Origin of the sequence: Sphaerisporangium sp. NPDC005289, from assembly GCF_040607455.1 — a bacterium.
Classification (GTDB): Bacteria; Actinomycetota; Actinomycetes; order Streptosporangiales; family Streptosporangiaceae; genus Sphaerisporangium; species Sphaerisporangium rhizosphaerae.
The window spans coordinates 442,363-455,077 of sequence record NZ_JBEXGS010000003.1; the positions used below are offsets into that span (position 1 = coordinate 442,363).

Sequence of the window (12,715 nt, forward strand, 5' to 3'; positions counted from 1 at the left end):
CGGCGTGACCGCCGTCGAATCCGACACCGCGGCCCTGGGCCGCGAACAGCTCCGGCAGCGGATCATTGAGGCCGCCGCCGGCCTGCTGGCGCGCGAGGGTCGCGACGCGGTCACCACTCGCGCGGTCGCGGTCGCGGCAGGAGTGCAACCACCAGCCATCTACCGCCTCTTCGGCGACAAGGACGGGTTGCTCGACGCGGTGGCCGAGCACGGCTTCGCCAGGTTTCTCGAGACCAAGCACACCGCCCCCGATTCGCGGCATCCCGTCGAGGACCTGAGGGCCGGCTGGGACCTGGCGGTCGAGTTCGGCCTGGCCAATCCCGCGCTGTACACGCTGATGTACAGCGAGCCCGCGAAAGAGACGTCGGCCGCCTTCAAGGTCGGCATGGAGATCCTGATGAGCCGTATCCGACGCCTCGCCGTCGGCGGCTGGCTCCGCGTCGACGAAGAACTCGCGGTCACCCTCATCCACGCAACGGCGCGCGGTGCCGTGCTCACCTGGCTGACCCTGCCTGAAAGCCGGCGCGACCCGGCCCTGCTGACCACTCTCCGGGAATCCATGATCGCCGCCGTGACCAACCAGGAGCCCGCCGTGCAGGACTCGGGCCCGGCCGGCGCGGCCCGCGCCCTACGCGCCGCGCTGCCCGAACAGACGACCCTCAGCAGCGCGGAACAGCATCTGCTGAAGGAATGGCTCGACCGCCTCGCCGCCGATGCCTGAGACACCCCAACAGGACGATCTTCGGACGCGTCAGATCAACGGGACCGTGTCCCCTCACCCTGGCCCGCGAGATCAAGGCCCACGCCCCGCACTGCCGCGTGCCGTTCACCGTCCATGAGCTGAAGCGGCTGAGCCGAGACGCCGCCGAACTCACCGCCCTGGCCGGCCATCTGACCGCCCACGGCCTGATCCTGGAGATGCCGACCGGCCCGCTGCCTGGCATCTACGCCCCCAGCGGTCCCGGCCGCACGCTCTTCCGCTTCTTCACCGCCATGGCCGAGACCGAGCGCGAAGCCACCCTGGAAGGACTCGACGCCGTCGCTCAAGCTCGCGCCGACCGGGCAGGACCTGGGAGGCCGCACACGGTCCTCAGGGGTCGTTGCGGGATGCGCGACCGTCGGTGGGTCAGGCGGTGACGCGGTCGATGACCAGTGGAAGCAGTTCAACGGGGCCCTCGGTGATGGCGTAGGCGCCGGTGAGGGCTTGGAGGGCCCGGTCGAAGCGGGACGGGTCGTCGGCGTGGAGGGTCAGCAGGGGCTGACCTTCGCGGACGACGTCGCCGGGCTTGGCGTGCAGGGTGATGCCCGCGCCGAAGGACACCGCGTCCTCCTTGCGGGCCCTGCCCGCGCCGAGGCGCCAGGCGGCCAGCCCCACCTGATAGGCGTCCAGGGTGGCGAGGACGCCCGAGGACGGCGCCGTCACCTGCGTGGTCTCGGCGGCGGCGGGCAGTCCGGCGTCCGGGTCGCCGCCCTGCGCGCTGATCATGCGACGCCAGGCGTCCATGGCCGAGCCGTCCTTCAGCGCGTCCGCGGGGTCCTTGCCGCTCATCCCGGCCGCGGCCAGCATCTCACGGGCGAGGAGCACGGTGAGCTCCACGACGTCGGACGGACCGCCGCCGGCGAGCACCTCGACGGCCTCGGCCACCTCCAGGGCGTTGCCGACCGTGAGGCCCAGCGGGCGGTCCATGGCGGTCAGCAGGGCCACCGTGGTGACCCCGTGGTCGGTGCCGAGGTCGACCATGGTGCGGGCGAGCTCGCGGGCCGTCTCGACGTTCTTCATGAACGCGCCCGAGCCGACCTTGACGTCGAGCACCAGCGCGCCCGTGCCCTCGGCGATCTTCTTCGACATGATCGACGAGGCGATCAGCGGGATCGACTCGACGGTGCCGGTGACGTCGCGCAGCGCGTAGAGCTTCTTGTCGGCGGGGGCGAGCCCGTCGCCGGCGGCGCACACCACCGCGCCGGCCTGCCGCAGCACCGCGAGCATCTCGTCGTTGGACAAGGAGGCACGCCAGCCGGGGATCGACTCCAGCTTGTCCAGGGTGCCGCCGGTGTGGCCGAGGCCGCGCCCGGACAGCTGCGGGACGTAGGCGCCGCAGGCGGCCACGAGCGGAGCGAGCGGCAGCGTGATCTTGTCGCCCACGCCGCCGGTCGAGTGCTTGTCCGTGGTGGGCCGGTCGAGCCCGGACCAGTCCATGCGCGCCCCGGACCGGATCATGGCCTCGGTCCACCGGCCGATCTCGCGCCGGCCCATGCCGTTGAGCAGGATCGCCATGGCCAGGGCCGACATCTGCTCGTCGGCGACCTCGCCGCGGGTGTAGGCGTCCACCACCCAGGCGATCTGCTCGGAGGAGAGCTCGCGGCCCTCCCGCTTGGTGACGATGACGTCGATCACGTCCATGAACTCAGGATCCCCCGGAACGGTGGTCGGGCATGAAAGGTACGGTCCCGGCGCTCGCGAGCCAGGGACGCCGTCGCACGTCAGGCGTCACGCGTCAGGCATCACGCGCCGGACGTCGGCGTCGCGCGTCAGGCGCCGCGGGAGAGGTCGTCGGGGCCGAAGGCGTGCGGCAGGACCTCGGCCATCCGCCACGCGCCGTCGGGGGTCTCCACGAGCAGCTCGGGACCGCCGTGCTCGAACAGGAGCTGGCGGCACCGGCCGCACGGCATGAGCAGCTCGCCGTGGCCGTCCACGCACGTGAAGGCCACCAGCCGCCCGCCGCCGGAGGCGTGCAGCGCCGACACCAGCCCGCACTCGGCGCACAGCCCGAGCCCGTAGGAGGCGTTCTCGACGTTGCACCCGGTGACGACGCGGCCGTCGTCCACGAGCGCGGCGGCGCCCACCGGGAACTTGGAGTAGGGCGCGTAGGCGTTGGCCATCGCGTCGGTCGCGGCCTCGCGCAGCGCGTCCCAGTCGATGGGGACGTCGGTGGTGCCGGTGTCGCTCACGTGCTGGTTCCCCCGTTGTTCCGATGGCGTCGGTCGTGGCACGGCCGGCTCGCGCCGGCCCGCCTGCTGTCGTGGCGCGGCCGTCCCGTGGCCTGGCCTGTGTGGCGGTACGGCCGTCTCACGTGGCCTGGCCCTTGCGGTACGGCAGGCCGTCGGTCGCCGGCATGCGCAGCCGCTGGGAGGCCAGCGACAGCACCAGCAACGTCGTGAGGTGCGGCGTGAAGGAGGTGAACTGCTCGGGCACGGTGTCGGTGGTGGCGAACACCGCGAAGACCAGGACCGCGAAGATCCCGGTGAACAGCGCCGCGCGGCCACGCTGCTGCCGTACGAGCTGGTAGACGGCGAACGCGGCGAGCAGCATCGCGACGACCAGCAGCAGCGCGTGGACCGAGGTGCCGCCCTGGCGCAGTTGCAGGGCGTCGGTGTACCCGAACAGCAGCGCGCCGCCGGCCAGGCCGCCCGGCCGCCAGTTGCCGAAGATCATGGCGGCGAGGCCGATGAAGCCGCGCCCGCCGGTCTGGCCCTCCCGGTAGATGCCGGCGGCCACGATCGACAGGAACGCGCCGCCGAGCCCGGCCAGGGCTCCGGAGACCACGACGGCGAGGTACTTGTAGAGGTACACGTTGACGCCGAGCGACTCGGCGGCCACCGGGCTCTCGCCGCACGAGCGCAGGCGCAGCCCGAAGGCCGTGCGCCACAGCAGGTAGAAGCTGAGCGGGACGAGCAGGATGGCGAGGATGACGAACAGCGACACGTTCTGCGTCACGCCGTAGAGCACGCCGGCGAGGTCCGAGAGCAGGAACACGTGCGTGCCGGCCAGGTCGCGCAGCGGCGTGCCGATGCCGGGGACGCTGACGGTCTCGATGGGCGGGATGCGCGGCGACTGGGTCTCGCCGCCGCCCTTCATGCCGACGAACACCAGCTTGGACAGGTACTGGGTGACACCCTGGCCGAGCAGGGTGATCGCGACGCCGGAGATGATGTGGTCGACGCCGAAGGTGACGGTCGCGACGGCGTGCAGCAGACCGCCCAGCGCCCCGCCGATGGCCCCGGCGATGACGCCGGCCCACGGGGTGCCGAAGGTCAGCGCGCCCCAGGCGCCGCACCAGGTGCCGACGATCATCATGCCTTCGAGGCCGATGTTGACCACGCCCGACCGTTCGGACCACAGTCCGCCCAGGGCGGCCAGGCCGATGGGGACCGCGAGCCCGATGGCCGCGCCGATGGTGCCACCGGAGGTGATGTCGTTGGCGCCGGTGACGACCCGGGCGAGCGACATCATGACCAGCAGCGCCAGGACGCCCAGCAGGGCCACCTGCCAGTTGAGCGTGAGACGCCGGGCGGCCGGGGGCGCGGCCGGCGCCTTGGCGGACAGGCCGGTGACCGTCATACGGCCGCTCCCTGGGGCTCGGTGGGGGCCGCGGTGGACAGCTGGCGGCTGACCCGGCGCTGCTCGGCCACCGCGCGGTACCGGTGGACCAGCTCGTAGGCGATGATGACCGAGAGCACGATGGTGCCCTGCATGATGATCACGATCTCCTTGGGGATGCCGTTGAAGTCCAGGATGTCGTTGGAGTTGTCCAGGAAGCTCCACAGCAGGGCGCCCACGGCGATGCCGATCGGGTTGTTGCGTCCCATCAGGGCGATCGCGATGCCGGTGAAGCCCAGGCCCGCCGGGAAGTCCAGGCTGTAGGAGTACGACGCGCCGAGCAGCTGCGGCAGGCCGACGAGCCCGGCGACCGCGCCGGACAGGATCATCGTGTACAGCACCATCTTCTTGACGTTGATGCCGCTGGCGACGGCCGCAGTCTCCGACCGGCCGGTGGCCCGCAGGTCGAAGCCGAAGCGGGTGCGGTTCAGCACGACGTGGTAGGCCACGCCGAGCACGGCCGCCACGATGATCATCCCGAACACCTTGGCCTGGGTGCCGGAGACGAGCGCGATGCCGGGGAAGTGCCCGGACGGGCCGATGGGCTTGGTGCCGACGTTGTTGCCGTTCAGGACGGCCAGCCGGCCGGGAGTGAGCAGCCAGGCGCCGAAGCCGGTGGCGATGGCGTTCAGCATGATCGTGGAGATGACCTCGCTGACCCCGCGCGCGGTCTTCAGCACCGCGGCGATCGACGCCCACAGGCCGCCGACGAGCACGGCGACCAGCATGATGACGCCGACGTGCAGGGGGCCGGGCAGGGTGACCGCGCCGCCGACCGCGGCGGCGACCAGCACGGCCAGGCGGTACTGGCCGTCCACGCCGATGTTGAACAGGTTCATCCGGAACCCGATCGCCACGGCGAGGGCGGAGATGTAGTAGGTGGTGGCGGTGTTGAGGATCAGCACCTGGATGGAGGAGGTGGCGCTGAAGTCCAGCAGCAGCCCGAGCGTCTGGAACGGCTGGTTGCCGTTGAGCAGCAGGATGATCGAGGTGACGACGCCGGCGAAGACGACGGCCAGGACGGGGGCGGCCAGCGCGAGGACGCCGCCGAGCCTGACCCTGCCGAGCAGCCGGTCGGTGAAGGACGAACTCATGCTTCCTCCCCGGCCTCGGCCGCCGCCGAGCCGAGTCGCTCAGGGCCGTCGGAGGCGGCCGGTAGCTGGTCCGCGGGCTCGGCCGTGGCGCCGGTCATGGCGGAGCCGAGCTGTTCGGGGGTCACGGTCGCCGGGTCCACGTCGGCGACCATGCGGCCGCGCAGGATGACCTTCAGGGAGTCCGACAGGCCGATCAGCTCGTCCAGGTCGGCCGAGATCAGCAGGACGGCCAGCCCACTGGCGCGCGCGGCCCGCAGGTGGTCCCAGATGGCGGCCTGCGCGCCCACGTCCACGCCGCGCGTGGGGTGGGAGGCGATCAGGACGACCGGCTCGCTGCTCATCTCGCGGCCGACGATGAGCTTCTGCTGGTTGCCGCCGGACAGCGCCATGGCGTCCACGTCGATGCCGGGGGTGCGCACGTCGTACTCGCGGACGATGCGCTCGGTGTCGGCGCGGGCGCCGGCCCGGTCGATCCACGGCCCCTTGACGTTGGGCCTGCGGGTCTGGTGGCCGAGAACGCGGTTCTCCCAGAGGGGGGCGCCGAGCAGCAGGCCGTGCCGGTGGCGGTCCTCGGGGATGTAGCCGATGCCGCCCTCGCGCCTGCGCAACGTCGCCCAGGCGGAGATGTCGGCGCCGTCCAGGGTGATCGTCCCCTCGGCGGGGCGCATGCCCATGATGGCCTCGACCAGTTCGGCCTGCCCGTTGCCCTCGACGCCGGCGATGCCGAGCACCTCGCCCTTGCGGATGTCGAACGAGACGTCCTCCACGACCGCCCGTCCGTCGCCGGCGCGCACGGTCAGGCCGCGCACGGCGAGGGCCACCTGGTCGGTGACCGTCGACTCGCGCGTCTCGGGGCTGGGCAGCTCGCTGCCCACCATCAGCTCGGCGAGCCGCCGGGCCGTAACGTCCCTCGGGTCGACGCTCGCCACGGTGGTGCCGCGCCGGATGACCGTGATGGCGTCGGCGACGCGCAGCACCTCGTCCAGCTTGTGGGAGATGAAGATGATGGTGAGGCCCTCGCGGACCAGTCCGCGCAGGTTGTCGAACAGCTCGTCGACCTCCTGGGGCACCAGCACGGCGGTCGGCTCGTCCAGGATCAGGATGCGCGCGCCGCGGTAGAGGACCTTGAGGATCTCGACGCGCTGCCGGGCGCCCACGCCGAGGTCCTCGACCAGGACGTCGGGCGAGACGCCGAGGCCGTAGGCGTCGGAGATCTCCTTGATCTTCCGGCGGGCGGCGGCGAAGTCGATGCCGATGCCGCCCTTGCGCGGCTCGCTGCCCAGGATGATGTTCTCCAGGACGGTGAGGTTGTCGGCGAGCATGAAGTGCTGGTGCACCATGCCGATGCCGGCCGCGATGGCGTCCCCCGGCGTGCGGAAGGAGACGGGCGACCCGTTGACGCGGATCACGCCTTCGTCCGGCCGCTGCATGCCGTATAGGATCTTCATGAGCGTGGACTTGCCCGCGCCGTTCTCGCCGACGATGGCGTGCACGTGCCCGCGCAGCACGGTGAGACGGATGTCACGGTTGGCGACGACGCCGGGGAATCGTTTGGTGATCCCCTCGAGCTCGACGGCGGGCTCCGGGGCGGGAGCCGAAGAAGTCGAAGTGCTGATGGCGGCCTCCTCCATGCGGACGGCCTCGGTGGCGCGGCCGGCGCCCGGTGGGGCACGGCGGCCGGCCGTGTCGGCGGATCTGACGGGGCTCTGGAATCGCGGCCCGCGCCCGCGGGCGGAGCCGTAACCGGCACGCGGGCCGGCCGCGGGCGGGTGCCGCGGCCTTGCGTGGCTGAGCGGTGAACCGACAGTAGCCCAAGGGGCCCGGTGATGCGGACCCGGGCCCCTGGACCGTCAGCGGATCACTCGGAGGGAACCTTGATCTCGCCGCTGATGATCTTCTGCTTGTACTCGTCGAGCTTGTTCTTGATGTCGTCGACCTGGCCGCCGGTGGTGGAGAAGTCGACGCCGCCGGCCTTGAGGTCGTAGGTCGTCGGGCCCGCCTTGACGGTGCCGTCCACGTAGCTCTTGAGGAAGTCGAACACCGCGACGTCGACCTTCTTGAGCATGGAGGTCATGATGACGCCGCGCACACTCTCGTCGGCCGTGAGGGCCTGGTCGGAGTCCACCCCGATGGCCAGCGCCTTGGACTCCTTGGCCGCCTCGAAGACGCCGCCGCCCGAGCCGCCCGCGGCCTGGTAGACGATGTCGGCGCCGGCGTCGTACATGCCCTGCGCGGCGGTCTTGCCCTTGGCCGGGTCGTTGAACCCGCCGAAGTCCGGCGGCTGGGTGAGGTACTTGACGTCGACCTTGATGTCCGGCTTGACGGACTGGGCGCCCTTGGTGAAGCCGACCTCGAACTTCTTGATCAGCGGCACCTGCACGCCGCCGACGAAGCCGATGTGGTCCTTCTTGGTCTTCATCGCCGCGGCGGCGCCGACCAGGAAGGAGCCCTCGTTCTCGGCGAACACCAGGTTGGAGATGTTCGGCCCCTGGGCGGCGTCGTCGATGATCGCGAACTTGGTGTCGGGGAACTCGCCCGCGACCTTCTTGATCGCCTCGGAGTAGGCGAAGCCGACCGCGATGACCGGGTTGTAGCCGCTCTGGGCGAGCAGGCGGAGCCGCTGCTCCTTCTGCGCGCCGGTCTCGCCGGCCCCCGCCTCGAGCTCCTTGGCGTCGGTGATCTTCAGATCGGTCTTGGCCTTCTCCAGGCCCGCGGCGGCGGCGTCGTTGAACGACTGGTCACCGCGCCCGCCGATGTCGTACGCCAGGCCGACCTTGGGCCCTGCGGCCGCCGGCGCGGAGGCCGCGCTCGACGCGCCCGGGGACGCCGCGTCGGTGCCTTCCGATCCGCTGCCACCACATGCCGCTACGGCCATGAGCATGGCGCTCACCGCGGTCGTGGCGGCCAACTTGCCTGCGTGAATGCGGAGCAAGGTGACTCCTTCCGTGTTCTTCGCCGTCCAACTCGTGTGCACGCGCGAAGCAGACCGCACGGCAACCCTGCACGGAAGATAGTTGTTTGACCGGTGTTGGCCAAACCGCCGCCCGGCTCCGAAATAGGTCCGTTATGCAGCTCACGCCACCCTGTGACCTGCGGAACCGCGAGATGGGGGGACGGGGAGCCGCCTTTCGGACGTCCCCGTCGGGCCTGGCGCCGTCAGGCGGTGACGGGCTGCGCGTCGGACCTCTCGGCGGAGACGGTGCATCCGTCCCACAGAGAGGTCAGGGCTGTGGCGGCCATCACACGCACGCCGACGCCGATGCAGCTCTCGTCCACGTCGAAGGTGCCCTGGTGGATGTCCATCTGCCGGGTCTCCCCCGGGGCGCGCACCCCGAGCCTGGCGTAGGCGCCGGGCACCGACTCCAGGTACCACCCGAAGTCCTCGCCGCCGAGGGACTGCGGCGTGGGGACGGTGGACTCCAGGCCGAGCACCTGGTGGGCCGCCTCGCGGAGCATGTGCACGCTGGTGGCCTCGTTGATGGTCGGCGGGACGCCGCGCAGGTAGTTCATCTCGGCCTCGACGCCGTAGGCGATGGCGACCGAGTCCAGCAGCGACTTGAACAGGTCGGGGGCCTCGTGCCATGCCTGCTCGTCCAGGCAGCGGATGGTGCCCTCGGCGACGCCGTCGTCGGGGATGGCGTTGGCGACCGAGCCCGCCTGGACCCGGCCCCACACCAGCGACAGCGACGAGCGGGGGTCGACGCGGCGGCTCAGGGCGGCCGGCAGCTCGGTGACGATCTTGGCGAGGGCGAAGACGAGGTCGGCGGTCAGGTGAGGGCGGGCGGTGTGGCCGCCGGGGCCGGCGACGCGGACGCTGACCTTGTCGCAGGCGCCGGTGATCGGGCCGACGCGCAGGCCGAGCTTGCCGACCTCCACGCGGGGGTCGCAGTGCAGGCCGAAGATGCGGTCGACGCCGCTGATGCCGCCGGCCTCCAGCACCTTCAGCGCGCCGCCGGGCATGACCTCCTCGGCGGGCTGGAAGATCAGGCGCACCCGCCCGGGCAGCAGGCCGGCCGCCGCCTGCTCGGCCAGGAACAATCCGGTGCCGAGGACGATCGCGGTGTGCACGTCGTGGCCGCAGGCGTGGCACACGCCCGGGACGGTCGAGCGGTAGGACACGTCCTTCTCGTCGGGCAGCGGAAGGGCGTCGATGTCGGCGCGCAGGGCGACGGTGTGGCCGCCTCCGCTGCCGATGTCGCAGATCAGGCCGGTGCCGCGGGGCAGGGGGGTCGGGACGAGCCCGGCGGCGGCGAGCCGCTCGGCGATTCGCTCGGTGGTCCTGTGCTCGACGAAACCGAGTTCGGGGTGGGCGTGCAGGTCACGCCGGAACCCGATCAGGGAGTCGTTGTGAGCGCCCAGGAACGCGTCGAGCTCGCCCCTTAGATCACTTGCCGGCATGGCCCATCGCCCCGTTCGACGTTCGCAGGTTGGTGGTGACGAAGCGGTCCTCCGCGAGTTCGACGATCGTCGCGTCGACGATGTCGTCCAGGGTGCCGCCTCCGGTGAGAATCGCGCGCTGGCGCTCGCAGGAGTTGCCCTGCTCCACCACGTCGGTGATGGTGGCGAGCTCTTCGGGGCAGCCGAGGCGTTCGGCCACCGGGGCGAGCTCGCGCGTCAGCTCATAGAGCATGTCGCGCATCGGCGCGGTCGATCCGTGGTCGTCGGTGATGACGAAGGCGTCCAGCCCGTAGCGGGTGGCCCGCCACTTGTTGTCGCGCACGACCCAGGGCGCGGGGTGCGGAAGGCGATACCCGCGATCGAGCTGCTGGTCGAACTGCTGCACGAGGCACTGCGACAACGCCGTCACCATCCCGACCTCCCGAAGGGTCGGTATACCGTCGAACATTCGAATCTCAATCGTGCCGAAGTCGGGGTGTGGCCGGATGTCCCACCACACTTCCTTGATGCTCTTGATGGTCCCCGCGCGCTTCAGGGTGTCCATGTACTCTTCGAACTCGGCCCAGTCGGCCAGCATCTGCGGCGGTCCCGCTGTCGGCAGAGAACCGAAGACGATGGCCCTGCTGGAGGCGAGCCCGGTGTCTTGGCCGCCCCAGTAAGGGCTGGAGGCCGTCAGCGCGAGGAAATGCGGCAGGTAGGCCGCAAGTGCGTTGACGATGGGGATGACTTTATCCCTTTCCCGCACCCCCACGTGGACATGTACGCCAAATGTTTGGATCCTCCATGCCAGCCACTGCATCTCCTCGACCAGCTCGGTGTACCGCTGGACGGGGGCGTAGACGGCCTCGCGCCAGTCGCTGATGGCGTGGGTGCCGGTGCAGGCCAGGGCCATCCCCTGCGGGTCGACCACCTGCCGCAGGCGGTCGATGGTGGTGCGCAGGTCGCGCACGGCCTCCGACACCGTGTGGCACACGTCGGTGATCACCTCGAGCTGGGACTGCATCAGCTCGTGCATGACCTTCGGACGCGGGGTCTCGCTCAACTCGGGGACCGCGTCCAGCACCAGGCGCGCGTCCTGGCGCAGACGGCGGGTGCGCTTGTCGACAAGCTGGAGTTCCCATTCGACGCCCAGTGTCGGGCCGCGCGAAGGATTGAACTCGATTGGCACAGCACGCCTCCATGCGAAAGGTCCCAAGGCCGAGTCTCCGCCTTCGCGACGGCATCGGCCAACCCTACGGTCACCCCAGTACGTCCCGACTTACGGCTTTCCGCACTTTGGCCACCAGACCGGAGGAGGTACCCACTCATGCATGGTCAACCGCAAAACGGTCGTTAACCGTCTCTGCCCGCGCAGGAGGGCTTATATGCGGACGGAGGCCAGGCTCAGCGATCGGCGGGGCGCCGCGGACGCCAGGCGCGCCAGCCGATGACCCCGACCACGACGGCGAGCACCACGTTGACGACGATCAGGATGCCGTGCACCACGTAGAAGGCCGTGGGATGCCCGTCGGCGAGGTTGAACCCGAGCATGACCCACTCGACGACCATGAAAGCGGCCAGGACCAGCAGAAAGCCGGCCATACGTCGTGTCATCTTCACCGCCTCCATGGTACCTCCACGGTTACTGACCAGGCACACTCGCGATCTTTGTCGTGTCTTGCCCCACGTGAAAAGCGACAAAGCTACTCTGAATTCCCTATGGGGATGAAGCACGTATCAGCAGTCAGCGCGCTCGCGCTCGCCGGGGGGCTCACGCTCGTCACCCCCGCCCAGGCGCGTTCGGCGACCGACGACACCGCGCCCGTCGGCGGCGGGATGCTCGGCCGCCACGGCGTGGTGGTCGACCCGGCGGCCGCGGCCCTGCCGAAGACCGGGGCGTCGGCCTTCGTGGTGGCCGACGGCGACACCGGCGAGGTGCTGGCCGCCAAGGACCCGCACGGGCGCTACCTGCCGGCCAGCACCCTGAAGATGCTCACGGCCGTCACGCTCATCCCCAAGCTCGACAAGACCAAGCTGATCAAGCCCAGCGCCGAGGCGTGCAACGTCGAGGGCAGCGCCGTCGGGCTCACCCAGCACAAGATCTATCGGGTGCGCGACCTGCTCCGCGCGCTGATGATGGTCTCCGGCAACGACGCGGCCGTCGCGCTCGCCGAGGCCAACGGCGGCCTGCCCCGCACCCTGGCCGACATGAACGCCGAGGCCAAGCGGCTGCAGGCGCTGGACACCGTCGCCAAGACGCCGAACGGCCTCGACAAGCCCGGCCAGAGCAGCTCGGCCTACGACCTGGCGCTCATCGCCCGCGCCGGGCTGGCCAACGCCGACTTCCGGGAGTACGTCGGCACCAAGGTGGCGAACTTCCCCGCCCCCGGCGGCAAGCACTACGAGATGGCCAACCACAACCGGCTGCTGGGCCGCTACCCCGGCATGATGGGCGTCAAGAACGGCTGGACGACCAAGGCGCTCGGCAGCTTCGCCGGCGCGGCCCGGCGCGACGGGCACACCATCATCGTCTCGATCATGCACCACGAGGGCGGGTTCTGGGAGGAGGTCAAGGAGCTGCTCGACTGGGGGTTCGCCTCCCGGGGCCACGTGGCCGCCGTCGGCACCCTGGTCTCCCCCGTCCCCGACGTCAAGCCGACCAAGCCGGTCGGCGGCCCGCCCGGCGCCGTCCCCGCCGTCTCGCCCCGGCCCGTCGTCGCGGCGCAGGACTCCCCCCTGGTCGGCATCGGCGCCGGCGTCGTGGCCGCGGGCCTGCTCGGCGGCGTGGTGTGGGTCGTCTACGGCGTGCGCCGCCGCTCCCGCACCCGGCGCGAGGAGCCGTCCGAGGTGTGACCGCTCAGCGGGC

The 12,715-nt window shown here is 71.0% G+C and carries 12 protein-coding genes; 3 read left to right on the plus strand and 9 right to left on the minus strand.

Going from position 1 to position 12,715, the window contains the following annotated elements; genetic code table 11:
- Positions 1 to 4: 4 nt before the first annotated feature.
- Positions 5 to 721 (plus strand): helix-turn-helix domain-containing protein, encoded by a 717-nt coding sequence (locus ABZT47_RS07570; RefSeq protein WP_354837318.1) that lies wholly within the window; start codon positions 5 to 7, stop codon positions 719 to 721.
- Positions 722 to 819: 98 nt separating this feature from the next.
- Complete coding sequence (locus ABZT47_RS07575; RefSeq protein ID WP_354837320.1) at positions 820 to 1,137, plus strand: recombinase family protein; 318 nt, start codon at positions 820 to 822, stop codon at positions 1,135 to 1,137.
- Here ABZT47_RS07575 and ABZT47_RS07580 read toward each other — a convergent pair.
- The 9 genes from ABZT47_RS07580 to ABZT47_RS07620 all read right to left on the minus strand — a co-directional run bounded on the left by ABZT47_RS07580 (position 1,127) and on the right by ABZT47_RS07620 (position 11,463).
- On the minus strand, positions 1,127 to 2,401 hold the full coding sequence (locus ABZT47_RS07580; RefSeq protein WP_354837322.1) for a thymidine phosphorylase: 1,275 nt from the start codon (positions 2,399 to 2,401) through the stop codon (positions 1,127 to 1,129). The genes ABZT47_RS07575 and ABZT47_RS07580 overlap by 11 nt on opposite strands.
- 128 nt (positions 2,402 to 2,529) lie before the next feature.
- The gene (locus ABZT47_RS07585) at positions 2,530 to 2,949 is read right to left on the minus strand and encodes a cytidine deaminase (RefSeq protein WP_354837324.1); all 420 of its coding nucleotides are present in this window, start codon (positions 2,947 to 2,949) and stop codon (positions 2,530 to 2,532) included.
- A 118-nt stretch (positions 2,950 to 3,067) separates the two neighbouring features.
- The gene (locus tag ABZT47_RS07590) at positions 3,068 to 4,339 is read right to left on the minus strand and encodes an ABC transporter permease (RefSeq protein ID WP_354837326.1); all 1,272 of its coding nucleotides are present in this window, start codon (positions 4,337 to 4,339) and stop codon (positions 3,068 to 3,070) included.
- Positions 4,336 to 5,472 (minus strand): ABC transporter permease, encoded by a 1,137-nt coding sequence (locus tag ABZT47_RS07595; protein WP_354837328.1) that lies wholly within the window; start codon positions 5,470 to 5,472, stop codon positions 4,336 to 4,338. Before ABZT47_RS07595 ends, ABZT47_RS07590 begins: the two co-directional genes overlap by 4 nt.
- Positions 5,469 to 7,103: an ABC transporter ATP-binding protein gene (locus ABZT47_RS07600; RefSeq protein WP_354837330.1), complete on the minus strand. Its 1,635-nt coding sequence runs from the start codon at positions 7,101 to 7,103 to the stop codon at positions 5,469 to 5,471. Before ABZT47_RS07600 ends, ABZT47_RS07595 begins: the two co-directional genes overlap by 4 nt.
- 227 nt (positions 7,104 to 7,330) lie before the next feature.
- A complete protein-coding gene (locus ABZT47_RS07605; protein ID WP_354837332.1) occupies positions 7,331 to 8,404 on the minus strand; it encodes a BMP family ABC transporter substrate-binding protein in 1,074 nt (357 codons plus the stop codon).
- Positions 8,405 to 8,628: 224 nt separating this feature from the next.
- Positions 8,629 to 9,870 carry a M20 family metallopeptidase gene (locus tag ABZT47_RS07610; protein WP_354837334.1) on the minus strand — a complete coding sequence of 414 codons (1,242 nt, stop codon included), beginning with the start codon at positions 9,868 to 9,870 and terminating at the stop codon, positions 8,629 to 8,631.
- Positions 9,857 to 11,038, minus strand: a complete 1,182-nt coding sequence (locus ABZT47_RS07615) for a glutamate--cysteine ligase (protein WP_354837336.1) — start codon at positions 11,036 to 11,038, stop codon at positions 9,857 to 9,859. The genes ABZT47_RS07610 and ABZT47_RS07615 overlap by 14 nt, the downstream gene beginning before the upstream one ends.
- Positions 11,039 to 11,253: 215 nt before the next feature.
- Positions 11,254 to 11,463, minus strand: a complete 210-nt coding sequence (locus ABZT47_RS07620) for a hypothetical protein (RefSeq protein WP_354837338.1) — start codon at positions 11,461 to 11,463, stop codon at positions 11,254 to 11,256.
- Positions 11,464 to 11,574: 111 nt separating this feature from the next.
- Here ABZT47_RS07620 and ABZT47_RS07625 point away from each other — a divergent pair, with 111 nt between their 5' ends.
- Positions 11,575 to 12,702, plus strand: coding sequence for a D-alanyl-D-alanine carboxypeptidase (locus ABZT47_RS07625; RefSeq protein ID WP_354837340.1), 1,128 nt, complete (start codon positions 11,575 to 11,577; stop codon positions 12,700 to 12,702).
- The last annotated feature ends 13 nt before the right edge of the window (positions 12,703 to 12,715 follow it).